18 protein-coding genes are annotated in these 23,587 nt (G+C 69.0%); 13 read left to right on the top strand and 5 right to left on the bottom strand.

Annotated elements, in window-relative coordinates; all coding sequences use genetic code 11:
* Positions 1-238 precede the first annotated feature (238 nt).
* Positions 239-1,714, top strand: a complete 1,476-nt coding sequence (locus LGR69_RS23780) for a sensor histidine kinase (RefSeq protein WP_370881398.1) — start codon at positions 239-241, stop codon at positions 1,712-1,714.
* A 4-nt stretch (positions 1,715-1,718) separates the two neighbouring features.
* Here the strand turns inward: LGR69_RS23780 and bioB are convergent, their stop codons facing one another.
* Both bioB and LGR69_RS23790 read right to left on the bottom strand, forming a co-directional pair.
* Positions 1,719-2,720, bottom strand: a complete 1,002-nt coding sequence (gene bioB, locus LGR69_RS23785; RefSeq protein WP_091858740.1) for a biotin synthase BioB — start codon at positions 2,718-2,720, stop codon at positions 1,719-1,721.
* Between the two features lie 84 nt (positions 2,721-2,804).
* A complete protein-coding gene (locus LGR69_RS23790) occupies positions 2,805-3,689 on the bottom strand; it encodes a fumarylacetoacetate hydrolase family protein (RefSeq protein WP_091858742.1) in 885 nt (294 codons plus the stop codon).
* 414 nt (positions 3,690-4,103) lie between these two features.
* Between LGR69_RS23790 and LGR69_RS23795 the strand changes: the two genes are divergently transcribed.
* The gene (locus tag LGR69_RS23795; RefSeq protein ID WP_230367550.1) at positions 4,104-5,417 is read left to right on the top strand and encodes an OmpP1/FadL family transporter; all 1,314 of its coding nucleotides are present in this window, start codon (positions 4,104-4,106) and stop codon (positions 5,415-5,417) included.
* Between the two features lie 298 nt (positions 5,418-5,715).
* Here the strand turns inward: LGR69_RS23795 and phaC are convergent, their stop codons facing one another.
* Positions 5,716-7,473 carry a class I poly(R)-hydroxyalkanoic acid synthase gene (phaC, locus tag LGR69_RS23800; protein ID WP_230367620.1) on the bottom strand — a complete coding sequence of 586 codons (1,758 nt, stop codon included), beginning with the start codon at positions 7,471-7,473 and terminating at the stop codon, positions 5,716-5,718.
* 234 nt (positions 7,474-7,707) lie between these two features.
* Between phaC and LGR69_RS23805 the strand changes: the two genes are divergently transcribed.
* The 4 genes from LGR69_RS23805 to LGR69_RS23820 all read left to right on the top strand — a co-directional run bounded on the left by LGR69_RS23805 (position 7,708) and on the right by LGR69_RS23820 (position 10,340).
* On the top strand, positions 7,708-8,109 hold the full coding sequence (locus LGR69_RS23805; protein ID WP_230367551.1) for a hypothetical protein: 402 nt from the start codon (positions 7,708-7,710) through the stop codon (positions 8,107-8,109).
* Positions 8,110-8,233: 124 nt separating this feature from the next.
* Complete coding sequence (locus LGR69_RS23810) at positions 8,234-9,451, top strand: LL-diaminopimelate aminotransferase (RefSeq protein WP_039903877.1); 1,218 nt, start codon at positions 8,234-8,236, stop codon at positions 9,449-9,451.
* A 207-nt stretch (positions 9,452-9,658) separates the two neighbouring features.
* The gene (locus LGR69_RS23815) at positions 9,659-9,871 is read left to right on the top strand and encodes a hypothetical protein (protein WP_230367552.1); all 213 of its coding nucleotides are present in this window, start codon (positions 9,659-9,661) and stop codon (positions 9,869-9,871) included.
* Between the two features lie 115 nt (positions 9,872-9,986).
* Positions 9,987-10,340: a hypothetical protein gene (locus LGR69_RS23820; protein WP_091858751.1), complete on the top strand. Its 354-nt coding sequence runs from the start codon at positions 9,987-9,989 to the stop codon at positions 10,338-10,340.
* Positions 10,341-10,358: 18 nt separating this feature from the next.
* Here the strand turns inward: LGR69_RS23820 and LGR69_RS23825 are convergent, their stop codons facing one another.
* Positions 10,359-10,697: a DUF3140 domain-containing protein gene (locus tag LGR69_RS23825; protein WP_050734324.1), complete on the bottom strand. Its 339-nt coding sequence runs from the start codon at positions 10,695-10,697 to the stop codon at positions 10,359-10,361.
* Between the two features lie 186 nt (positions 10,698-10,883).
* On the opposite strand from LGR69_RS23825, the gene prfB reads away from it, so the two are divergent.
* Positions 10,884-12,012, top strand: a protein-coding gene (gene prfB, locus LGR69_RS23830) for a peptide chain release factor 2 (RefSeq protein WP_122162225.1) whose coding sequence is annotated in 2 segments (ribosomal slippage) — positions 10,884-10,952 and positions 10,954-12,012 — 1,128 coding nt in all. Because the reading frame shifts where the segments join, the coding sequence is not laid out codon by codon here.
* Positions 12,013-12,248: 236 nt separating this feature from the next.
* Here prfB and LGR69_RS23835 read toward each other — a convergent pair.
* Positions 12,249-13,850, bottom strand: coding sequence for a gamma-glutamyltransferase family protein (locus tag LGR69_RS23835; protein ID WP_230367553.1), 1,602 nt, complete (start codon positions 13,848-13,850; stop codon positions 12,249-12,251).
* Positions 13,851-14,228: 378 nt separating this feature from the next.
* Between LGR69_RS23835 and LGR69_RS23840 the strand changes: the two genes are divergently transcribed.
* The 6 genes from LGR69_RS23840 to LGR69_RS23865 all read left to right on the top strand — a co-directional run bounded on the left by LGR69_RS23840 (position 14,229) and on the right by LGR69_RS23865 (position 23,348).
* The gene (locus tag LGR69_RS23840; protein WP_230367554.1) at positions 14,229-14,801 is read left to right on the top strand and encodes a PilZ domain-containing protein; all 573 of its coding nucleotides are present in this window, start codon (positions 14,229-14,231) and stop codon (positions 14,799-14,801) included.
* A gap of 67 nt (positions 14,802-14,868) precedes the next feature.
* Entirely contained in the window at positions 14,869-15,477 is a 609-nt protein-coding gene (locus LGR69_RS23845) for a HupE/UreJ family protein (RefSeq protein ID WP_230367555.1), read from the top strand.
* A 125-nt stretch (positions 15,478-15,602) separates the two neighbouring features.
* Positions 15,603-16,283, top strand: a complete 681-nt coding sequence (locus LGR69_RS23850; protein ID WP_230367556.1) for a metal ABC transporter permease — start codon at positions 15,603-15,605, stop codon at positions 16,281-16,283.
* A gap of 407 nt (positions 16,284-16,690) precedes the next feature.
* Positions 16,691-18,340, top strand: a complete 1,650-nt coding sequence (locus LGR69_RS23855; protein WP_230367557.1) for a porin — start codon at positions 16,691-16,693, stop codon at positions 18,338-18,340.
* A gap of 1,113 nt (positions 18,341-19,453) precedes the next feature.
* Entirely contained in the window at positions 19,454-21,070 is a 1,617-nt protein-coding gene (locus LGR69_RS23860) for a porin (RefSeq protein ID WP_230367558.1), read from the top strand.
* Between the two features lie 670 nt (positions 21,071-21,740).
* The gene (locus tag LGR69_RS23865; protein WP_230367559.1) at positions 21,741-23,348 is read left to right on the top strand and encodes a porin; all 1,608 of its coding nucleotides are present in this window, start codon (positions 21,741-21,743) and stop codon (positions 23,346-23,348) included.
* Positions 23,349-23,587 lie beyond the last annotated feature (239 nt).

Consider the following 23,587-nt stretch of genomic DNA (forward strand, 5'->3'; position numbering starts at 1 on the left):
CGGCACGCCAGGACGAGGCGCCGCTCGGGGTGCCCGCCCGCTTGGCCGCCAACTCGGCCGTGGACGTTCTTCGAGGTGTTCCAAGGTACATGCAACCTCAGCGTCATCGTGCTCGTATAGTGCGCGTGGGAATGCGCCTGTGTTCCCGCCTTCGAAGTGATGGCGTCCCGAACATGTCCCGCGCGAAGGCCGGAAACGGCTCGAGCTTTCACGGTCCTTACGTCGCCCGCCCGCCGCAATGTCCGGTCGGAGCGTGATGAGCGTGGCCGTCGAATCCGACACGGTCGCGGCTGCGGCGACCCCGGCTTCCGCCGCGTCGCGCGAGGTGCCCGAGCGGCCCCCGGCGCGCCTGGGCCTGTCCGGCCGTCTGTTCCTGGTCACCGTCGCCTTCGTGGTGGTGGCGGAGGTGCTGACCTACGTGCCGGCGGTCGCCAATTATCGGATCGAGTGGATGTCGGACCGGGTTGCGGCCGCGCAGGTCGCCGCCCTGGTCCTCGACGGCCGCACCGGCGAGCCGGTCTCGGAGGCGGTGGAGAGCCGGCTGCTCGCCGGGGTCAACGCCCGGGCGATCGCGGTGCGGGGCGGCGGCGCCCAGCGGCTGCTCGCCATCGAGCCGGTGCCCGAGACGGTCGCCGACACCGTCGACCTGCGCGACGTCACCGCCTGGTCGACCATCCGGGGCGCCTGGCGGACCCTGATCGCGCCCGTGCGCGAGCCGATCCGGGTGATCGGGGAGGGGGGCATCGGCTTCGACCGGGTCGAGGTCCTGCTCGACGAGGCGCCCCTGCGCGCCGCGATGATCGACTACGCCCTGCGGCTGCTGGTCTCCTCGCTGATCATCGCGGCCTCCGCGGCCGGGCTGGTCTTCGTGGTCCTGCAGGTGCTGATCGTGCGCCCGGTGCGGCGGCTGGCCACCAGCATCACCGCCTTCGCGGAGAACCCGGAGGATGCCGGCCGGATCATCGCGCCGTCCCGCCGCCGCGACGAGATCGGCCAGGCGGAACTGGCGCTCGGGCGGATGCAGCGGATCCTGGCCGACCAGCTCCGGCAGAAGCGGCGCCTCGCCGAGCTGGGGCTGGCGGTCAGCAAGGTCAGCCACGAGCTGCGCAACCTCCTGACCGGCGCGCAACTCCTGGGCGATCGGCTGGAGGATACCGCCGACCCCATGGTTCAGCGGGTGGCGCCGCGGCTGGTCGCGGCCATCGCCCGGGCGATCCGGTTCTGCGAAGCGAGCCTGTCCTACGGGCGCGTGTCTGAACGCGCGCCGAAGTTAAGCTGCACGCCGCTGGCACCGCTCTTCGCCGAATTGCCGGATCTCGCCGCGCTCGCGTCGCATCCCGTTCGCGTGACCGTGGCGGCCGGCGAATGCCGCGTCCAGGCCGATCCGGAGCAGCTCGCCCGGGCGCTCGCCAACCTGGTCCGCAACGCGGTCCAGGCGCTCGACGGCGCCGGAATGCCCGACGCCGAGGTCCGGGTCGCCGCCACCCGCGAGGAGCCGGGCCGGGTGACCATCCTGGTGACCGATAACGGCCCGGGCCTGCCGGCGCGGGCCCGGGAGAACCTGTTCTCGCCGTTCCAGGGCTCGGTGCGCTCGGGCGGCACCGGGCTCGGCCTGCCGATCGCCGCCGAGCTGATCGGCATCAACGGCGGCAGCCTGGCCCTCGATCCGGGCGAGGGCGGGGCCCGGTTCCGGATCGTGCTGGCGGAAGCGTGAGACGCTATTCCGCCGCGGCGAGGATCGGCTCGGCGACCCGGATGCCGAGATCCTGCAGCAGGGCCGCGTCGGAATCCGCCTCGTTGTTGGCGGTGGTGAGCAGGCGCTCGCCGTAGAAGATCGAGTTGGCCCCGGCGAGGAAGCACAGGGCCTGCGCCTCCCGGCTCAGGGCCTTGCGCCCGGCGCTCAGGCGCACCCGGGCCTTGGGCATGACGATGCGGGCGGTGGCGCACATCCGCACCATGTCGAACGGATCGACCGGCGTGGCGGTGTCGCCGAGCGGCGTGCCGGGGACCGCCGCCAGGGCGTTGATCGGCACGCTCTCCGGGTGCGGCGCGTGGTTGGCCAGCACCTGCAGCATCGCGACCCGGTCGCCGACGCCCTCGCCGAGGCCGATGATGCCGCCGCAGCAGACGCCGATGCCGGCCTCCCGGACCCGCTCCAGGGTATTCAGGCGGTCCGCGTAGGTGCGGGTCGAGACGATCTTGTCGTAATAGTCCGGCCCGGTATCGAGGTTGTGGTTGTAGGCGGTGAGCCCCGCCTCGGCCAGGCGCTCGGCCTGGCTGGCGGTCAGCATGCCCAGCGTGACGCAGGCCTCCATCCCGAGGCCGCGCACGCCCCGCACCATGTCCAGCACGGAGTCGAATTCCGCGCCGTCCCGCGGGCTGCGCCAGGCCGCACCCATGCAGAAGCGGGTCGCGCCGTTGGCCTTGGCGGCGGCGGCTTCGGCCAGCACCGTCTCCACCGGCATCAGGCGCTGGCGCGGCAGGCCGGTGCCCTTGTGGTGGGCCGATTGCGAGCAGTAGCCGCAATCCTCCGGGCAGGCGCCCGTCTTGATCGAGAGCAGGCTCGCGCGCTGGACGTCGCTGGGGTCGTTGTGGGCCCGATGCACGCCTGCGGCCCGATACACCAGATCAAGCAACGGCAAATCGTGGATCGCGCGGATCTCGGCCACGCTCCAGTCGTGGCGGAAATCGGAGGCGTGCGGGTCGGCGGCTTGGCTCATGATGTCTTCTTGAGTGGGATCGGTGGCCAAAATCAAGCGCCCTGCGGGCCGCCGCCATCCGGTGCGGAGGCGGCGGCGCCCGCGTCAGTGCGTCGGCTCGCCGGCCGAGACCTTGGCGGTCCAGTCGTCGAAGGCGATGACCTTCTGGCGCTGCTCGCCCAGGCGCTCGATGCGCAGGACCATCTCGTCGCCGGCCTTGAGGTAGCGCGGCGGCTTCATGCCCAGGCCGACGCCGGGCGGGGTCCCGGTGGTGATCACGTCCCCGGGCTCCAGCAGCATGAAATGCGATGCGTAGGCCACGAGCTGGGGCACGTCGAAGATCATGGTCGCGGTCGAGCCGGTCTGGCGGCGCTCGCCGTTCACGTCGAGGCTCATGGCGAGGTTCTTGAGATCGGGGATCTCGTCCAGCGTCACCAGCCAGGGGCCCAGCGGCCCGAAGGTCGGCGCGCTCTTGCCCTTGGTCCAGGTCGGGCCGCGCTCCAGCTGCCACTCGCGCTCGGAGACGTCGTTGCAGATGCAGGCGCCCGCCACGTAGTTCAGCGCCTCGTTGGCGTGGACGTAGCTCGCCCGGCGGCCGATCACCACGGCGAGCTCCACCTCCCAGTCGGTCTTGGCCGAGCCCTTGGGGATGATCACCGTGTCGTTCGGCCCGCACAGGCTGGACGGCGCCTTGTTGAAGATGATCGGCTCGGCCGGGATCGGCGAGTTGGTCTCGGCGGCGTGGTCGGCGAAGTTGAGGCCGATCGCGATGACGTTGCGGGTGCCGCCGACGCAGGGGCCGAGCCGCACGTCGTCCGGCAGCTTCGGCAGCTTCTCGGTATCGAGGGCCCGCAGCCGGGCGAGCGATTCGGGCGCCAGCGCCGGGCCGGCAATGTCGCGCACGATGCTCGACAGATCGCGCAGGCCCCCCTGCGCATCCACGAGGCCGGGCTTCTCGTCGCCGCTCGGGCCGTGCCGGAAGAGCTTCATCGCCGCGACTCCTCATCCTTCCCTGGAACCGGTCTACGCCGGGCGCCGGGACCATGGCCGGGCAGGACCGCCGGTGCAAGCGCCGCCGGATCCGGAGATGCCCGCACGGGGTGTCACAACTTGGTCACATCGTGGCAAAAAAGTGCAGGTTCCAACGGCGATAGATTTATTGTTCATTGCCCCGGTGAATCCGCGAACAACTGTCGGGCCGGTGAGAAGTCAGAATTCGATATGACGGCGCGCAATAAATCGCCCTGCAGATTTTCGCTTCATCAATGGCCTTGGCGCCGGTCCGAATAGAAATCGTCATTGCGATCGACCCGGGGAAACCGGCACGATGTCGGAAAGGGCGCCGGACCGGGACACAAGGTCGAATCAGGACGCCCGGGCAAACCAACCGGTTCGGGGGGACAGATGAGCGGGACAATGCGCGCGGTGGTGCTCGCGGCTGCTGTGGCGGCGCTCGGCGCCGGGGAGGCCCGGGCCGGAGCGTTCGGCATCCGAGAGCAGAGCACCCAGGCCCAGGGCCTGTCCTTCGCGGGCGCGGCCGCCGGTTCCGGCGGCGTCTCGTCGATGTTCTGGAACCCCGCCACCATCACGATGAACCCGGGCTTCGTCGCGGAGCAGAACCTCACTTATATCGGTCTCTCCTCCGAGATCCGGACCGCGCCCGGGACCAATCCCGGCTTCGCGGGTCTGGGCGGCTCCGGCGATATCGGGCAGGGCGCCGTGGTGCCCGCGGGCGCGACCTCCTACCAGCTCAACGACCGCCTGTGGCTCGGCCTCTCCACGGGCGCGCCCTTCGGCCTGGTCACCAAGCCGAACCAGGTCTGGGCCGGCGAGGTCTACGGGCGCTCGTCCCGGATCTTCACGCTGGCGTTCAATCCGGTGATCGGCTTCAAGGTCAACGAGTGGCTGTCGCTCGCGGCCGGCCCGAACATCGAGTATTTCCGGCTGACCCTGCGGCAGGCGCTGCCGATCCCCGGCATCGCGCCGACCCTGTATCCGAGCTCGTTCCTGAAGGGCGAATCCTGGGGCGTCGGCTTCACGGCGGGCGCCACCCTGACGCCCCGCGACGGGACCGTGATCGGCATCGGCTACCGCTCGTCGGTGCATCACGACATCGACGGGTCGATCGGCGTGCCGCTGGTGGCGCTGGCGCCGCTCGCCGGCCAGGTCCGCGCCAAGCTCAACACGCCGGACAAGCTCAGCGTCGGCCTCGTCCAGGCGATCTCGCCGGTCGCCCGGCTCAATCTCGGCTTCGAATGGGATCAATGGTCCAGGCTCGGCACGATCGGGATCGTGTCGAACCGCCTCGGCCTGCCGGTCAGCAACCTGCCGCTGAACTACAAGGACGGCTACACCTACTCGATCGGTGCCGAATACGACGCGGCGCCCAACCTGACCCTGCGCACCGGCTTCGCCTACGAATCCTCGCCGATCGACTTCCGCAACCGCTCGGTGCGGCTGCCCGACGGCGACCGCTACATCGCCTCCGTGGGCGCGAGCTACCGCTGGAACGAGCGCCTGACCCTGAACCTGGCCTATTCGCACTTCTTCCTCGACCGCTCGCGCATCCTCGCGGGAGTCGGGCGCGACTACAACGTCAGTAACATCGCCTTCGCGGGCGTGGTCGATTCCAGCGCCGACATCGTCTCGGTGGGCTTCCGCTACATGTTCGGCGCCCCGCCCGCGGCCGCACCGGCGCCGCTGATCCGGAAGTACTGAGCGGGGCGTTCGGCCTCCCATATCATCGCGGGCGGAGAGCGCAGGGCGCCACGCCCGCGCCGGCTGCGGTGATCACACATCGGCTCGTGACGGCCGCGGGGTGCCCCCTCTCCCGTGCGGGAGAGGGTTGGGGTGAGGGATCCGGTCTTTCCGGATACGGCGCACCCCTCACCCTGTCCCTCTCCCGCCCGGGAGAGGGGACCAGCGCTTCGTCCGGAGCCGTGTGAATCCGCTCGCCCGCGCGGCCGGGGGCGCGTGAGATCGTGTCCGGCCCTTGCACCTGCCCGGCGGGTTCCCCTCAGGCGCGCATCCGCACGTAGGTGCCGGGGGCCGGGCCCAGCGACGGCAGCGCGTCGCCGCCCGGTTGGCGAGCCGGGACCCGCTCGGGGGCCTGGGCCTCGATCCACTGGAACCAGTAGGGCCACCACGAGCCCTTGGTCTCGACCGCGGCCGCGATCCAGTCCTTCAGCGCGCCCTTGACCGGGCCGCCGGTCCAGTAGCCGTATTTCGGCTTGGACGGCGGGTTGATCACCCCGGCGATGTGGCCGGAGCCGGCCAGGACGTAATCGACCTTGCCGCCGAAGGTCTTCGAACCCTCGAAGACCGAGATCGCCGGAGCGATGTGGTCCTCCCGGGTGGCCAGGTTGAAGACCGGCACCTGGACCTTCTTCAGGTCCAGCCGGACGTTGCCGATCACCATCCGGCCCTTGGCCAGCGCGTTCTCGAGATAGCAGTTGCGCAGGTAGAAGGCGTGGTTCGCCGCCGGCATCCGGGTGGCGTCCGAGTTCCAGTACAGCAGGTCGAACGGGGTCGGCGCCTTGCCCTTGATGTAGTTGTTCACGAAGTACGGCCAGATCAGGTCGTTCGGCCGCAGCATGTTGAAGGCGTTGGCCATGCGGGTGCCCTCCAGGTAGCCCCGCTCGGCCATGCGGGCCTCGATCTGGCGGATCTGCTCCTCGTCGGCGAACACCTTGAGGTCACCCGCATGGGTGAAGTCGACCTGGGTGGTCAGCAGGGTCGCGCTCTTGATCCGCCGGTTGCCCGTGGCGGCCTGCATGGCGAGCGTCACGGAGAGCAGGGTGCCGCCCACGCAGTAGCCGGCCGCATGCACCTCGCTCTCGCCCGTGGCGACGCCGATCGCGTCGATCGCCGCCTCGATGCCCTCGCGCATGTAGGACTCGAAGTCCTTGTCGGCATGGCGCGCATCCGGGTTCACCCAGGAGATGCAGAATACCGTCAGCCCCTGATCGACCATCCATTTCAGGAAGCTCTTCTGGGGGTTGAGGTCGAGGATGTAGTATTTGTTGATCCAGGGCGGCACCATCAGGAATGGGCGCTTGAGCACGGTCTCGGTGGTCGGCGCGTACTGGATCAGCTCGATCAGGTCGTTGCGGAACACCACCTCGCCGGGGGTCACCGCGATGTTGCGGCCGACCTCGAACCCGCTCGGATCGGTCTGGCGGACGCGCAGCTGCCCGCCGCCGGCCGCCAGATCCTCCTCGTACATCTTGAGGCCGCGCACGAGGTTGGCGCCGCTCTCCTGGAGGGTGTGGCGGATCAGCTCCGGGTTGGTCGGCAGGAAGTTCGAGGGCGACAGCATGCTGGTGAGCTGGCGCAGGTAGAACTGCGCCTTGTGGCGGGTGTGCTCGTCGATGCCCTGGGCCTCGTCGACCAGGCTCTCGGCCCAGCGGGTCGCGATCAGGTAGCCCTGCTTGATGAAGTCGAAATACGGGTTGCTCGACCACTCCGCGTCGCTGAACCGGCCGTCCCGGGGCTCGGGCACCGCCACCGGATCGGCCTTCTGGCCCTGGAGGCGCAGGTAGGTCGTGCCCCAGAGCGTCAGGAACGCCTGGGAGAGCTTGGCCTGGGCCTCGGCGCTGCGGTTCGGGTCCGAGAGCCACGCCTCGGCAACCTGGCCGAGCGTCTTGATCGCCTCGTTGATCTCCCCGGTCGGGCCGTTGGCCTGGGCTTCGGGCGTGAGCATGCGGGCGGCACTGCGCCCGAGCGCCTCCACGAATTGCCCCGCGTTGCGCGACAGGGCCTCGATATCCGGCATCGGAGGCGTGGGGATGCCCTCCGGCAGGGCGCCGTTGGTCAGGGAAGTCCGAGCGGCAGCCTGGTCCGGCGCCTGCGTCCGCGGGCTCGTCACGCGTGCCTCCCTGTGTGGTGTTTCGGCTCGACTGAGCATGAGCCTCGTTTCCGACAAATTAGGGAGCGAGCGAGTGGTTGCACCAGCCCGGCCGCGCATGTCGCCGAAACATCCGCGCGTTCTTCTCATACCTTTGTGCCCATGCGCCGCGCCTTCCTGAACCCCGCCCCATCGATCGCCTGGCTGCCCGGCGCGCCGGCACCGGCCCGGCTGCTCGTCGTCGCGCTGCTGGCGGCGCCGCTCGCTGCATGCTCGGGGGATGCGGTGCGCACGCTCGCCACCGATGCCGGCTACGGGCCCCGGGTCGTGGCCGCGCCGGATTTCGTGACCGAGTCGCGCAGCAAGGAGCCGCCGGCCTTCATGCCGGTGGGCGTCGATGCGCCCAAGCGCCCCGTCCGGGCCAAGTCGGCCGAGGGGCAGAAGGCGCTGGAGGCCGAGCTCGAAGGCGCCCGCGGCCGCAACCAGAGCCGCGGCCGCGCCGCCGAGAGCGCCGGGCGCGGGGCGGCGGCCACGATCAAGCCGGCCCCCGCCGCGGCGCAATAACACGGCCGATCCGGCTCGGATTTTTGTGAGTCGGCGGCGGCGCGCATCTCTGATAGAGCGATTCGTTCGCGCGCCCGCCATGAACGAGAGACGCCAGATTCGGGACGCGCCGATGGACACGCCGATGACCGATTTCCACCGCATCAAGCGCCTGCCGCCCTACGTGTTCGAGCAGGTCAACCGGATCAAGGCAACCGCCCGAGCTCAGGGCGCCGACATCATCGATCTCGGCATGGGCAACCCGGACCTCGACGCCCCCAAGCACGTCATCGCCAAGCTGTGCGAGACGGCGGGCCGTCCGCGGACCGACCGCTATTCCGCCTCCAAGGGCATCGCCGGCCTGCGCCGCGCCCAGGCCGGCTATTACCAGCGCCGCTTCGGCGTGAGCCTCAACCCCGACACCCAGGTGGTGGCGACTTTGGGCTCGAAGGAGGGCTTCGCCAACATGGCTCAGGCGATCACCGCCCCGGGCGACGTCGTGCTGGTGCCGAACCCGAGCTACCCGATCCACGCCTTCGGCTTCCTGATGGCCGGCGGCGTGATCCGCTCCGTCCCGGCCGAGCCGACCCCGGCGATGTTCCCGGCCCTCGAGCGGGCGATGCGCCACTCGATCCCGAAGCCGGTCGCCCTGGTGGTCTGCTACCCGTCGAACCCGACCGCCTACGTGGCCGACCTCGATTTCTACCGGGACCTCGTGGCTTTCGCGAAGCAGCACGAGCTGATCCTGCTCTCGGACCTCGCCTACGCGGAGGTCTATTTCGACGGCAAGCCGCCGCCCTCCGTCCTGCAGGTCCCGGGCGCGATCGACTGCACGGTGGAGTTCACCTCCCTGTCGAAGACCTATTCCATGGCCGGCTGGCGCATGGGCTTCGCGGTGGGCAACGAGCGGCTGCTGGCGGCGCTCTCCCGGGTGAAGTCGTATCTCGATTACGGCGCCTTCACGCCGATCCAGGTCGCCGCCACCGCGGCCCTCAACGGCCCGGACGACTGCATCGACGAGATGCGGGCGACCTACCGCAAGCGCCGCGACGCGCTGGTGGAATCCTTCGGCAAGGCCGGCTGGACCATCCCGGCGCCGGCGGCCTCGATGTTCGCCTGGGTGCCGATCCCCGAGCGCTACCGGGAGATGGGCAGCCTCGAATTCTCGAAGCTGCTGCTCGAGAAGTCCGACGTCGCCGTGGCGCCGGGCATCGGCTTCGGCGAGTTCGGCGACGAGTATGTCCGCATCGCCCTGGTCGAGAACGAGCAGCGGATCCGGCAGGCCGCCCGCAACATCCGCCGGTTCTTCGACGGCGGCGACAAGACCCTGCACAACGTCGTGCCGATGGCCCGGGCCGTCTGAGATCGGGGACGGCTTCAAGGCCTTGATTTCACAAGCTCGCTCGCAGCCGAACCGATGTCCGCTTCGGCTGCGAGCGCCTCCAGCCCGATTGTTGCCGCCGTGCGACAGGCCCCGTCAAAGGGCCGCCCATCCCCCGCCGGCGCTTGTCAGAGCGGATCGCGATGCGCAGGGTCCGGCGCGGGGGTCCTCCCGCGTCCCGAGAGTTGCATGCGCCGCCTGAACCTCATCGCCGCCCTGCTGCTCGCCGCCGCGGCCTCGGCCTGTGCGCCGAACCCGATCATCGCCCGGGATCCGGTGCCGGCTCCGGGCTCGACCGATGTCTACGCCTGCGATTCCAAGCCTTTGCCGGTCAACGCCTTCATGTCGGATTGCCGGCCGGTGCCGGCGAGCCCGCAGGTCGTCCTGCGCGCCCGCGGCTGAGCCGGCGCTCCAGGTTCCGGTAACCGGACGGCCCGCAAGCGCCGGACAGGCCGTCCGCGATAAGCTAGAGTGTAGGCCTGACGCCGGCCCGGCCGGCCCCGTGACGGAGCATCGCGTGAGCACCAAGACCCTGATCGCCGCCGGATTGCTCGGCCTCGTCGCCCAGGGCGCCGCCGCCGAGCCGGCCTTCCCGCCGGGTGTCCCGCAGCCGCGCGCCTACGTGTTCACCGCGCCCAACGGCCCCTCGGTCCTGCAGGCCGACGGCTGCTGCCAGGTGATCGTGCCGCCGGGCCGCCCCGATCTCGCTGTGCCGCCGGTCCCGGTGGCCGAGATCATGAACGGCGGCGGATTCGGCTATTCCGGGTTCGACTACTACAACGACCAGATCACCGAGGGCCGGTTCGGCGCGCAGCGGCGCCCGAAGGAGTTCGTGATCGCCCCGTCCTACATCGTCCCGCCGCGCTACTGAGCCGGCCCGGCCGGGGCCTCAATCCTTGTGCGGATCGTGGCCCCAGTTCATCAGCGACATCCGCCACGGGGAATCGGGGTCCTTGCGGGCCTCGCCGCCCTGCTTGAGATGGCGGTGGACGTAGCCCACGACCTTGCGCATCGCGGCGTAGTCGTCGTCGGTCAGATCCGCCTTCTTCTTGTCCTTAATCGCCAGGATGCGCCGGCCCATCTCGTGGCCGGTCGATTCATCGCCGTCCTTCTTCTGGCCGACCGCCTGGCTCGCCGCGCCGTCGAGATGCTTGCGCAGGGCCGCAGGCGTCATGTTGACGGCTTCGCTGAATTCACTCCACGTCTTCGCGTGATCGTCGTCCGCCATCCTGGTCGCCTCCGCGTTCCGGCCTGATCCGTGGCGGACAACGCGCGGCCTGCGCGGTCGCTCGCACGCATCCCTGCGGTCGGGCGCCGCACGCTTCGGTCATCGGCGGGCCCCCGCCGTTTACAGGGCGGCCCCCGGACGGTATCACCCCGGCCCGACCCTTCACCCCAAGTTCCGAAAAACCAAATGCGCGCCGAGATCGAGCAAGCCTCGGATGCCGCCAAGCAGTCTATAGGGCTGCTGAGGAGGCATCTTTGACTGGGATACCGTCGATAAACGCCTCGCGGAGCTGAACGCGGCGTCCGAGAACCCCGACCTGTGGAACGACGCCGACGCCGCGCAGAAAGTCATGCGCGAGCGCCAGCAGCTCGACGAGGCGGTCACCTCCATCCGCAAGCTGGAGCGCGACCTCGAGGACGGCGCGACGCTGATCGAGCTCGGCGAGATGGAGGGCGACGAGGCCTCGATCCGCGAGGGCGAGGCCGCGATCCTCGCCGTCGAGAAGGAGGCCGCGAGCCGCCAGGTCGAGACCCTGCTCTCGGGCGAGGCCGACGCCTTCGACACCTATCTCGAAGTCCATGCCGGTGCCGGCGGCACCGAGAGCCAGGACTGGGCCAACATGCTCCAGCGCATGTACGCCCGCTGGGCCGAGCGCCGGAAGTACAAGGTCGAGATCGTCGAGTGGTCGGACGGCGAAGAGGCCGGGATCAAGGGCGCCACGCTCCTGATCAAGGGCCACAACGCCTATGGCTGGCTCAAGACCGAGTCCGGCGTGCACCGGCTGGTGCGGATCTCACCCTACGATTCCAGCGCCCGGCGGCATACCAGCTTCGCCAGCGTCTGGGTCTACCCGGTGATCGACGACCGGATCGAGATCGAGATCAAGGAATCCGACTGCCGGATCGACACCTACCGGTCGTCCGGCGCCGGCGGCCAGCACGTCAACACCACCGACTCGGCGGTGCGCATCACCCACAATCCGACCGGGATCGTGGTGGCGTGTCAGCAGGAGCGCTCGCAGCACAAGAACCGCGCCACGGCGTGGAACATGCTGCGCGCCCGGCTCTACGAAGCCGAGCTGAAGAAGCGCGAGGAGAAGGCCAACGCCGAGGCCGCGGCCAAGACCGATATCGGCTGGGGCCACCAGATCCGGTCCTACGTGCTCCAGCCCTATCAGCTGGTGAAGGACCTGCGCACCGGCACCCAGTCCACCGATCCGGACGCGGTGCTCGACGGCGCCCTCGACCCGTTCATGGAGGCCTCCCTGGCCCAGCGGGTCTATGGCGGCGGCGAAGAGGTCGAGGACATCGATTGATGTTTTGCGATCGGCGCTCGTCCTGACAGGGAGGAGCGCCGGTGCTTACACACCGGTCCATGCGAGCCGCGACGTGCCCCCCTCTGCCGTGCGAGCTACGATGTTCACACATCGCTGCCGGATAAGGACCAAGGCCAACCCCAAGCGCGTCTCCCTCCCCCCTCTGCGGGGGAGGGAGACGCGTGTCGGCCTCGGAGAGACTTCTCTTGCGGCCGCGAACGTGGCTCGCCCGCCCCTCAATACCCCAACGCCGCCCCGTCCTTGCGCGGATCGGAGCCCGCGACCAGCGTGCCGGCCGCGCGGTCGATCCAGATGATCTGGCCGCCGCCGAGGGGCAGGGGCGCGCGGATCGCCGGGTGGCCGCGCGCGATCAGGCCGGCCATCGCGGCGTCGGAGATGCCGCCCTCCAGTTCCAAACTGCCGCCATAGGCGAAGCTGCGCGGGGCATCGAGGGCCGCCTGCACGTCGAGGCCCCGGTCGAGGATGCCCGACAGCAGCTCGACATGGCCCATCGCCTGGTAATGGCCGCCCATCACGCCGAACGGTGCGACGGCCTGGCCGTCCTTCATGAGCATGCCCGGGATGATCGTGTGCATCGGCCTTTTGCCGGTCCCGACGCTGTTCGGGTGTCCGGCCTCCGTGCGGAACGACAGGCCGCGGTTGTGCAGCAGCACGCCGCTCTCGGGCGCCAGGATGCCCGATCCGAAGCCCTGGAACACGGAGTTGATCAGCGAGAGCGCGTTGCCGTCCCGGTCGACCACGCAGAGATAGACCGTATCCTTGTGGGCCCGCTCCTCTGCAATCTCCCGGGCGATCTCGGGATAGATCTCGGGCGGCTGGGCGCGGCTCATGTCGATCGCCCCGTGGGCGGCGGCCTTCCAGGCATCCGACAGCAGGTGCTCCACCGGCACCCGGGCGAGGTCGGCGTCGCCGAACAGCACGTCCCGGTGGTGATAGGCCTGCTTGCAGGTCTCGGCGAACAGGTGGAGCCGGTCGAGGTCCGACAGGGCGCCGACATCGTGATGCGACAGCACGTTCAGCATCATCAGCGCGGCCAGACCCTGGCCGGCGGGCGGGCACTCGTAGACGTCGTAGCCGCGGTAACGGGTCGAGACCGGGGTGACCACGTCCGGTCGGGCCCCGGCGAAATCGTCCCGGGTGTGCAGGCCGCCGAGCTCGGTGAGCCGGCCGACCATGTCGTCGGCCACGGGCCCTTCATAGAAGCCGCGCGGGCCTTCCTCGGCGATGCGCCGGAGCGTGGCGGCGAGCTTCGGCAGGCGGAAGACGCTGCCGATCGCCGGGGCCGCCCCGCCAGGCAGGTAGGTCGCGGCGGCGTGGGGATCGCCCGCGACCCTGGCGACGTTGCGCTGCCAGTCCCAGCCGACGCGCTGCTGGATCACGAAGCCGTCCTCGGCATAGCCGATCGCCGGCTGGAGCAGCTCGCTCAGCGAGCGCGAGCCGTGCTGGCGCACCAGCAGGTCCCAGGCCCCGACCGCCCCCGGGACCGTCACCGCGTGCGGCGAGGTCGGCGTGATGGCGACGCCGTGCTCGGCGTACCACTCGGGCGTGGCCGCGGCGGGTGCCCGCCCGGAGCCGTCCAGCGCGATCGGCGTCTTGGCGCCGGCCGGGGCGTAGAGCGCGAAACAATCGCCGCCGATGCCGGTCATCAGCGGATCGACCACGCATTGCACCGCCACCGCGGCGATGCCGGCATCGACGGCGTTGCCGCCCGCGCGCAGGACCTCGATAGCCGCCAGGGTCGAAAGCGGGTGCGAGGTCGCGACGGCGGCGTTGGCGGCGTAGACCGGGGAGCGCCCGGGTGCGGAGAAATCTCTCACGGGAAATCCTGTCCAGTGCGATCGAGCCGCGCGGTGTTCTGCGCCGCGCGGCCGGAGAGGCGGCGGCGCGCCCCCAAGCCTCGCCCTCCCGGCGCGGGTTGACGCTGTATCATGTATTCAAGAGGGCCGCAGCGCCGGATAGGCGCGCCGATGCAGGCTCCGTGCCCGCGCAATCGCAGGGTGGGGATCGTCACGCGGACGAACATCCCGTGCCGGGCGGCCGACCAGGGCCCGTGTGTTCGCATAGGCCATGCACGCAGGCGTTGCGGCCGAAAATCTCCGTTGGATGGAGCCCGGCGGACGAGTCAATTTTATCGGAATTTTGAAGACCTTCGCAGGCCTCCACGGCGCAGAAGCGGGCCGATGGATCGAACACCGATGACAGCCGCGACGAGCCAGCGACACGTCATCGTGCTGCCGGCGCTCTGCTGGAACGTCCGCAGGCCGGATTTCTACGCGGTCACCGCCGACGTCACGCCGGAGGGTATCCGGCTGCGCTCCTCGGCCCGCGTGGCGGCCGGTGAGGATCTGACCTGCAGCATCCGCCATATCGGCCTGCTGGAGGTGCGGATCACCCAGGTCGCGAACCCGGACTTCGTCGTCCGGGTTCGGGGCGGACGCGCGGCGCTCAACGGGTTGGCCCGGGAGTTCATGACGCTGGCGCGCGCGCAGAACCGCCATCCGGAGCCGGTCCGAATGCATCACCGCATCGTGCCGGCGCAGAAGACCGTCGAGATCACGCTCGAATGCGGCCTGGCCTTCCCGGGGCACGTCCTCAACGTCTCCGCGTCCGGCATCGGCCTGCTGCTCGACCGGGCGCTGGAGCTCGGCGAGACGATCCGGGTCGGCGCCCGGGCCGCCCGGGTCGTCCGCCAGTTCGAGCACGGGATCGGGGCCGCCTTCCTGGAGCCGTTCGCGCCGGAGGCGGTCCACGCGGCCATGACCCTCTGAGCCGCGGGCCCTCGCGGAGCCGCGGGATCGGCGCTACATCCTGCGCAGAACCCGCGAAGGATTTCCGATGAAGCGCCTGCTCGCCGCTCCCCTCGTCTCGTCCCTGGCCCTCCTTCCCGCCGCGCTCGCGCTGCTGCCGCAGGCGGCTCTGGCCCATCCCGGCCACGGCGCTGCCATCGGCGCGGAGGCCGGCTTCCTGCACCCGCTGATGGGGGCCGACCACGTCCTGGCGATGGTGGCGGTCGGCCTGCTGGCCGCCCTCCGCGGCGGACGGGCGCTCTGGGCTCTGCCCCTGTCCTTCCTGGTGCTGATGAGTGCCGGCGCGGGCCTCGGCATGGCCGGTGTGGCGCTGCCCTATGCGGAAACCGGGATCGCGCTCTCCATCGTGGTGTTCGGCGTCGCCGCGATCGTCGGCCTGCGGGCGCCGGTGGCGCTGCTCGCCAGCTTGGTCGGGGTGTTCGCGGTATTCCACGGCTACGCCCACGGCGCCGAGATGCCGGAGACCGCCTCGGGCCTGTCCTTCGGCTTCGGCTTCCTGGCGGCGACCGCGCTGCTCCACGCCGCTGGCCTCGGCCTCGGCATCGCCGCGGCACGGCTCGACGCGGCCCGGGCCGCACCGGCGCTCGGCGCCTGCGTCGCGGCAGCGGGTCTGGCCCTGCTGGCGCTTCCGGCCTGAGCGGAACCGCCCCGGTTACATCCATTCGCGAGGGCTTGATGTCACGGGCCGGCCGGGGTGACACGGCCGTGCCGAGTCCCAGGTCATGCACGCCGCCATCGTTCCGGCGGCGAGAGGACCTCTGCATGGCAAGACTTCCGACACTCGCCTTGGCGAGCCTGCTGACGCTCGGTGCCGCCGCCCAGGCCGCCGCACCGCCCGAGCGGTTGCGGGGCACGATCGAGGCCGTCGAGAGCGGCGGCTTCACCCTTAAGACCCTGGACGGCAAGAGCGAGCGGGTGACCCTCGCGCCGGATGCCAAGGTGTCCTGGGTCGTCCCGGCCCAGCTCGACCACATCAAGGACGGCGTGTTCATCGGCACCGCCACCAAGGGCGAGCCCCCGGTGGCCCTGGAGGTGGTACTGTTCCCGGAATCGATGCGCGGGACCGGCGAGGGTCATTACGATTGGGACGTGATCCCCGACCACACCGGCGGCACGGCGGTGAAGAGCACGATGACCAACGGCACCGTGAAGGCGGCCGCGCCCGCGTCGGACGCTCCCCGGGTGAAGAGCGCGATGACCAACGGCACCGTGAAGGCGAGCGGAACCGGCGCCGAGCGCACGCTCACGGTGGATTACGGCAAAGGCCAGTCGATGAAGATCCTGGTCCCGCCGCAGGCCCCGGTGGTCACCTTCGAGCCGGCCGATGCGGCCGCGATCTCCGCCGGCGCCAAGGCGTTCGTGGTGGCCGCGCGCGGCGAGGACGGCACGATCACGGCGCGCCGCGTCGCGGTCGGCAAGGACGGCCTGACGCCGCCCATGTGAGGCGAGCCGGGGCGGATCGCTCCGGAAACCGCATGAATCCAAATCACGGATCCTGCCCGTACGCCCCGGCCTTCTCACGCGGCCGGGGCGGCCGGTTCGTGCCCGGTTCGACAGCACCCGTGCTGCCTCAGCAAGCATATCATTACATCCGGCAAGCTGTTGCCGGCTAAGGCGTTCTGATATTGTTGCCGGGCGGCAACATCGCACAGGAACCAATTTAGCCGAGCTGAAATCTGATTGATCGGCGAAACCCGTTCGCACATGGTGATGGTGCACGGGGGCATCGCCAAGCGAGAGCCCGCAGGAGCCTGCCACCTAAGACGCAGGCCAAACCTACAAGACGTGCGGCAAGATCCGGAAAACCGGGCATGTCCGCATCATTGGGTCTCGAAGCTTTGGAGATGTCTATGAAGCTCTTGAAGAGCTCACTGCTCGGTTCCGCCACCGCGTTCGTCGCGATCGGAGCCGCACACGCCGCCGACCTTCCGGTCAAGAAGGCGGTCCCGATCGAGTACGTCCGCGTCTGCTCGGCCTACGGCGCCGGCTTCTTCTACATCCCCGGCACCGATACCTGCCTGCGTCTCTCCGGCCGCGCCCGGTTCGAGGGCGGCTACATGACCAGCTACTCGCGCCAGTTCGGTAACGGCGGCGACACCTCCGGCTACCAGGGCCGGATGCGCATCAACCTCGATGCCCGCACCCAGACCGCCTACGGCACCCTGCGCGCCTTCGTGCGCTTCGATGCCGGCGCCCGCACCGGCTATTCCGGCGTCGGCACCTCCGGCACCCAGCAGCGCATCGGCCAGGCCTATCCGGGCCTCGGCATCGACAGCTTCGGCCGTGATCAGCAGTTCGCCAACGTCGACAAGGCGTTCATCCAGTTCGCCGGCCTGACCGCCGGTCGCGCCTCCTCGTTCTTCGACTTCTACGCCCACGATTTCGAGCTCGCCGGCGCCACCGCGGGTTCGGACATCGCCTCGACCAACCTGCTCGCCTACACCGCCACCCTTGGCAACGGCCTGTCAGCCACGATCTCGGCCGAAGACCCGGTCTTCCGCCGCAGCCCGATCTACTCGCCGTCCAACAACCCGGGCGGTGTCACCGTCAACGCGGCGATTGCGAACTTCGCGCAGAACAACTCGCCGGCCCCTGTGTTCATCGGCTACACCGGTGCCACGCCGACCCGCTTCAGCCAGGTCGATGTGATCCAGCGTTCGCGGATGCCCGACGTCGTCGGCGCCCTGCGCCTCGATCAGGCCTGGGGTTCGGCCCAGATCTCGGCGGCGGTGCATGAGCTGAACGTCGGAAACGTCCAGAACGGTGTCGGCACCGGAACCGGCTCCAACGTCAGCATCCCGCACGCCAACAACTCGTATGGCTACGCCGTGCAGGGCGGTCTCAAGATCAACACGCCGTTCATCGCCCCGGGTGATGCGCTCTACCTGCAGGGTGCCTACGGCAGCGGCTCCCAGCTCTACACCGGCTACTCCTCGTTCAGCGGCTCCTACTCGCAGAACGCCGCGACGATCCAGGGCCAGAAGTTCAACCAGTTCTTCAACGACGCCAGCGTCAACCCGTTCACGGGCCAGCTGGAGCAGTCCACGAGCTTCACGGTTGTCGGTTCGTACCTTCACTACTGGTCGCCGGAGTGGCGCTCGGCCGTCTTCGGGTCGTACGGCGAGATGGACTTCACCCAGCGTGCTCGCTCTGCTCAGGGTGCGGCATTCGGAGTGATCAACCCGAACGGGACGAACAGCTTCGCCGCCAACGCCGTCGGCGTGCCCGGCACACGGTTCTACCAGCTCAGCGAAGCCCTGCGCGATACCTATCAGTTCGTCGCCGGTGCGAGCTTGATCTGGTCGCCGGTGAAGGACCTCGATATCGGTGTCGAGGGCTACTACACCCAGATCGGTGTCAAGAACGGTCGTGTGATCGACAAGGACAAGGATCCGACCGCCTATTCCCGCGTCGGCGCGATCAACGCCGGTGGTGCAGTTGCCACCACCACGGCTGACTCGGTGTCGTCGTTCCGCTTCCGCGTCCAGCGCGACTTCTGATCCGCTCCATCGGCGCCGGGGACCAAGCCCGGCGCCCAACCCCGTGCTCCACGGATCTCAAGGCCCGGCCCTCGGCTGGGCCTTTTTCGTTGTCGACAGGCGTGCGGAACAGATGCGCCGCCAGGCAACCGCTACCGCCGCGCCAGCTCGATCGCGGCACTGGCCGATTCCAGCGCGCGCCTCGAAGCAAAGAGCCGAGGCTCCGGCGCCCTGGATCCGGACCCCTTCGGCTCCGAGACGCGATCGCCGCGCATACGCCCCAGCCTGAGAGCCACCTTCTGCCGCCGGCAGCCGGCCGGCTGCGGTGCCACCGTCCCGGCTCCTGACACGCCACGAGGGGTCGGCCGCCTGTTGCGTGCCCCGGGATCGTGAAGGATCGCGCGGCCTCACGGGACCCGAAGGCCGACGAAGCGGCTGCCCGGGGCACCCGTCGCGACGCCACCTTCCCCAAGCTCCCGAGCGCCTTTTCTGGCCGAGGCCGCCCCCGCGCGGCCGGCATCCGCACGCCGGCCGCCTCCCGGCATGCGATTCCATCGAAGCGATGTGCCGGCCCTGCCTCGCGCGCTGTCGCGCTGCCGGGTCGATGCGCGCCGCCCGAATCGCGGAACCGATTCGCCCGAATCACGGCCGCGCCGGCCTTTGCGCACCGCATTCGAGCGCTGGGGAATCGGGAGGCAGGCGGCTTCGTGCGGGCCGCAGGCGATGGCGCCGCGCCGATATGGGCCGGCATTGGCGTCCGCCAGGTATCCGCACCTTTGCCACAGGTCGTCGAATTCGAAATCACCGGCCGCGGATACATGTCGAAGATCGGCAGAGATAATTATCCGATTCGCTCTTAGTATACATCGCAATAATTGCTACAATAATAAAGCAAAACATTTGCATGACGTTGCGAAGCTGCAACAACATAAAGCAAACATCGGGGCGATATGAAATCGATGTTGCCCATATAAGGCTCATTCCATCATATGAAACGGCATAGAGGAATCTCGGACGCGAGATATCTCTAAAATCTGCCATCAGAATTGCAGATCGAAACAAAAATCAGCGCTGCGATGACCGGATAAGTCGGGGTCGTAGTTGTTATTTGGTCTCGAAGCTTTGGAGATATCTATGAAGCTCTTGAAGAGCTCGCTGCTCGGCTCGGCCGCTGCCTTCGCGGCGGTCGGGGCAGCCCATGCCGCCGACCTGCCGGTCAAGAAGGCCGCGCCGATCGAGTACGTCCGCGTCTGCTCGGCCTACGGTGCCGGCTTCTTCTACATCCCGGGCACCGACACCTGCCTGCGCGTCTCCGGCCGCGCCCGGTTCGAGGGCGGCTACATGGCCAGCAACTCGCGCAGAAGCGGTGATGGCGGTGACACGTCGGGCTACCAGGGCCGGATGCGCATCAACCTCGATGCCCGCACGCAGACCGCCTACGGCACCCTGCGCGCCTTCGTGCGCCTCGATGCCGGCAGCCGGACCGGCTATTCCGGCATCGGCACCTCTGGCACCCAGGCGCGTATCGGCCAAGCCTACAACGCCACGGGCGTCGATGAGGCCGGGCGCGCGCAGCAATTCGTGAACGTCGACAAGGCGTTCATCCAGTTCGCCGGGCTCACCGCCGGTCGCGCCTCGTCGTTCTTCGACTTCTACGCCCACGATTTCGAGATCACCGCTTCCACCGCCGGCTCGGACAACGCGTCGACCAACCTGTTCGCCTACACGGGCACCTTCGGGAACGGCCTGTCGGCGACCCTGTCGGTCGAAGACCCGGTCTTCCGCCGCACCCCGATCTTGGGGCCGTCGGGGGGCACCGCGCCGGTCGCCCCCGTCTTCGTGAGCTACACCAGGGGCGCTCCGAGCGCCTTCGGCAACATCGACACCATCCAGCGCGAGCGCCTGCCCGATTTCGTCGGCGCCCTGCGCCTCGACCAGGCCTGGGGTTCGGCCCAGATCTCGGCTGCCACGCATGAGTTGAACGTCGGCAACATCGTGCTCGGTGCACCCACCGGCAGCGGCACCGGCATCAATCTCGGGCACACCAACAGCGTCCAGGCCTGGGCGGTGCAGGGCGGCCTGAAGATCAACATGCCGTTCGTTGCGCCGGGCGACGCCCTCTATCTCCAGGGCGCCTATGCCGACGGAGCGCAGCTCTACTCCGGCTACTCGGCGTTCAGCGGCTCCTACCAGCAGACTGCAGCCACGATCCAGGGTCAGAAGTTCGTCCAGTACTTCTCGGACGCGACGATCAACCCGTTCACCGGCCAGCTGCAGACCTCGCAGACCTTCACCGCGGTCGCGTCGTACCTGCACTACTGGTCGCCGGAATGGCGCTCGGCCTTCTTCGGCTCCTACGGCGAGCAGAGCTTCTCCCAGGGGGCGCGTCTCGCCCAGGGCGCAGCCTTCAACGTCGCGAGCACGCTCACCAACACCAACCCCTACGCCACCAACGCCGTCGGCGTCCCGGGCACGCGGTTCTACCAGCTCAGCCAGGCCCTGCGGGATACCTACCAGTTCGTCGCCGGTGCGAGCCTGATCTGGTCGCCGGTGAAGGACCTCGATATCGGCGTCGAGGGCTACTACACCCAGATCGGCCTGAAGAGCGGCCGGGCGATCGACCTCGACAAGAGCCCGACGGCTTATTCCGCGGCCAACATTGCCGCGATCAACGCCGGCACCTTCGTGCCGCGCACCGCGACCCAGGACTCGATCTCGCAGATCCGGTTCCGCGTCCAGCGCGACTTCTAGTCCGCGATATCGGTGCCGAGGCTTCGGTCTCGGCACCCGTCCTCGTGCATCTCGACTTTCAAGGCCCGGCCCTGTGCCGGGCTTTTTTTACGTCGGCATCGCGGCGGCGATTGAGCGTGCCGGATCCCGCGGCCCTGGCATCGCTGGATCGCGGGCGGTCACCGGCTTCGCGAGCCGTCCTGCCGTGCATCGCCCCGGCCGCGCCCTGCGTCGCCATCATTCGCAACGATGTCGACCCGATTCGGTTCACCGCACCCGGATCGGATAGGGCGGGTCCTCCGGCAGCAGAACGGAGGTCGGATTTTCGCGCCAAGTCGATCATGACAGCCGAGACCAGTAATATCGGTTGCAGCGCTCATAATCGATCGCATAACGGGTTGATTTATCCCGCATAGCGTCGTTTTGAGCATTAAAGCAATATATATTATCTAATTTACGATCAGTTAGACAAAAGTTGTTTTGCTGCAACACATTCAAATGCATTTCGACTAGCTTCCTTGCGACAGTTGTCCAAACGATATTTGTCGTACAAGTCTCGCCCATCATGGAATGGGCGTGAAAATCCCCATCGTTGGATCATGACCTGCGTGGGTGGCGCTGGAATAACGGCGTGCACCCGCGGGCCCGGCCGGAGCAACACGCGTTCGACGTGAAAATATTGGGGTCGTTGATGAGACTGGTGGCGTATGCTTTGCTCGGATCGACTGTCGCCTGCGCGGCGGCCGGATCCGCCCGTGCGGCCGACCTGCCGGTCAGGAAGGCCGGGCCAATCGAGTATGTCCGCGTCTGCTCGGCCTACGGCGCCGGCTTCTTCTACGTCCCGGGCACCGATACCTGCCTGCGGGTCTCCGGCCGCGCCCGGTTCGAGGGCGGCTACATCACCAGCTATACCCGCCAGGCCGGCACCAACAGCGGCGACACGTCGGGCTATCGGGGGTTGCTGCGCATCAACCTCGATGCCCGCACGCAGACCGCCTACGGCACCCTGCGCGCCTTCGTGCGCCTCGATGCCGGCAGCCGGGCGGGGGCGGCCGGCGTGGGGCGCTCCGGCACCCAGGAGCGTCTCGGCCTGGCCTATATCGGGACCGGCGTCGACGAGAACGGCCGCGTGCAGCAGGTGATGAATGTCGACAAGGCGTTCATCCAGTTCGCCGGGCTCACCGCCGGCCGCGCCTCGTCGTTCTTCGACTTCTACGCCCACGATTTCGAGCTCTCCAGCGCGACCGCCGGCTCGGATGTCGCCTCCACCAACCTGCTCGCCTACACGGCGACCTTCGGCGGCGGGCTGTCGGCGACCCTGTCGGTGGAAGATCCGGTCTTCCGGCGTACGCCGATCTTCGCGCCATCGGGGGGCACGTCGCCGGTCGCCCCGGTCTTCGTGGGCTACACGCGCGGCGTTCCGTCGAGCTTTGCCAACATCGACAGCATCCAGCGCGAGCGTCTGCCCGATGTCGTCGGCGTCCTGCGCCTCGATCAGGCCTGGGGCTCGGCCCAGATCTCGGCTGCCACGCACGAGCTGAACGTCGGCAACATCGCGCTCGGCACCGGCGCGAACGCCGCCGTCGCGCACACCAAGAGCGTCCAGGGCTGGGCGGTGCAGGGCGGTGTGAAGCTGAACGCGCCGTTCGTCGCGCCGGGCGACGTCCTCTACCTGCAGGGCGCCTATGCCGACGGCGCACAATTCTACACCGGCTATTCGACCTTCAGCGGCTCGGCCGGCCAGAGCCCCGCGACGATCCAGGGCCAGAAATTCCAGCAGTTCTTCTCCGACGCGACGATCGACCCGGTCACCGGCCAGCTGCAGACCTCGCAGAGCTTCACCGCGGTGGCGTCGTACCTGCATTACTGGTCGCCGGACTGGCGCTCGGCCGTCTTCGGCTCCTACGGCGAGCAGAGCTTCGGCCGTGGCGCCCGTCTCGCCCAGGGCGCGGCCTTCAACGTCGCGAGCACGCTCGCCGGCAGCAACCCCTTCGGCGCCAATGCCGTCGGCGCGCCGGGCACGCGGTTCTACCAGCTCAGCCAGGCCCTGCGGGACACCTACCAGTTCGTCGCCGGCGCGAGCCTGATCTGGTCGCCGGTGAAGGACCTCGATATCGGCCTCGAAGGCTACTACACCCAGATCGGCCTGAAGAGCGGCCGGGCGATCGACCTCGACAAGAGCCCGACGGCTTATTCCGCGGCCAACATTGCCGCGATCAACGCCGGCACCTTCGTGCCGCGCACCGCGACCCAGGACTCGGTCTCGCAGATCCGGTTCCGCGTCCAGCGCGACTTCTGATTCGATCCCTCAGCGCCGGGCCTTCTTCGCCGGAGGGGCCGCTTCGCGCGGCCCCCGTCCGCGGATCCGGTCCGCCTGAGCGTCCGCCCAGACCTGGCTCCGTCGCCGGCCGGGCTCGGCTGGCCTTTGCGATGGGCGGGCGTGCCCGTGCGTCGGCCGAATGTCATCCGAATATCGCGCGAGCGTTATTGCATAGTTCTAAGATATATAAGTTCGCATTCGACGCGAACTGACCCATT

It is taken from the genome of Methylobacterium brachiatum, assembly GCF_020523825.1.
Lineage (GTDB): Bacteria > Pseudomonadota > Alphaproteobacteria > Rhizobiales > Beijerinckiaceae > Methylobacterium > Methylobacterium brachiatum.

Excerpts from the sequence above, each read along its gene's own strand:
- LGR69_RS23810 (WP_039903877.1), top strand. The coding sequence starts at position 8,234 with ATGACCGATTTCCACCGCATCAAGCGCCTGCCGCCCTACGTGTTCGAG.
- LGR69_RS23790 (WP_091858742.1), bottom strand. The coding sequence starts at position 3,689 with ATGAAGCTCTTCCGGCACGGCCCGAGCGGCGACGAGAAGCCCGGCCTC.
- LGR69_RS23815 (WP_230367552.1), top strand. The coding sequence starts at position 9,659 with ATGCGCCGCCTGAACCTCATCGCCGCCCTGCTGCTCGCCGCCGCGGCC.
- LGR69_RS23860 (WP_230367558.1), top strand. The coding sequence starts at position 19,454 with ATGAAGCTCTTGAAGAGCTCGCTGCTCGGCTCGGCCGCTGCCTTCGCG.
- LGR69_RS23865 (WP_230367559.1), top strand. The coding sequence starts at position 21,741 with ATGAGACTGGTGGCGTATGCTTTGCTCGGATCGACTGTCGCCTGCGCG.
- LGR69_RS23855 (WP_230367557.1), top strand. The coding sequence starts at position 16,691 with ATGAAGCTCTTGAAGAGCTCACTGCTCGGTTCCGCCACCGCGTTCGTC.
- phaC (WP_230367620.1), bottom strand. The coding sequence starts at position 7,473 with ATGCCGGATATCGAGGCCCTGTCGCGCAACGCGGGGCAATTCGTGGAG.
- LGR69_RS23845 (WP_230367555.1), top strand. The coding sequence starts at position 14,869 with ATGAAGCGCCTGCTCGCCGCTCCCCTCGTCTCGTCCCTGGCCCTCCTT.
- LGR69_RS23795 (WP_230367550.1), top strand. The coding sequence starts at position 4,104 with ATGAGCGGGACAATGCGCGCGGTGGTGCTCGCGGCTGCTGTGGCGGCG.
- LGR69_RS23825 (WP_050734324.1), bottom strand. The coding sequence starts at position 10,697 with ATGGCGGACGACGATCACGCGAAGACGTGGAGTGAATTCAGCGAAGCC.
- LGR69_RS23840 (WP_230367554.1), top strand. The coding sequence starts at position 14,229 with ATGACAGCCGCGACGAGCCAGCGACACGTCATCGTGCTGCCGGCGCTC.
- LGR69_RS23780 (WP_370881398.1), top strand. The coding sequence starts at position 239 with ATGTCCGGTCGGAGCGTGATGAGCGTGGCCGTCGAATCCGACACGGTC.
- LGR69_RS23805 (WP_230367551.1), top strand. The coding sequence starts at position 7,708 with ATGCGCCGCGCCTTCCTGAACCCCGCCCCATCGATCGCCTGGCTGCCC.
- bioB (WP_091858740.1), bottom strand. The coding sequence starts at position 2,720 with ATGAGCCAAGCCGCCGACCCGCACGCCTCCGATTTCCGCCACGACTGG.
- LGR69_RS23850 (WP_230367556.1), top strand. The coding sequence starts at position 15,603 with ATGGCAAGACTTCCGACACTCGCCTTGGCGAGCCTGCTGACGCTCGGT.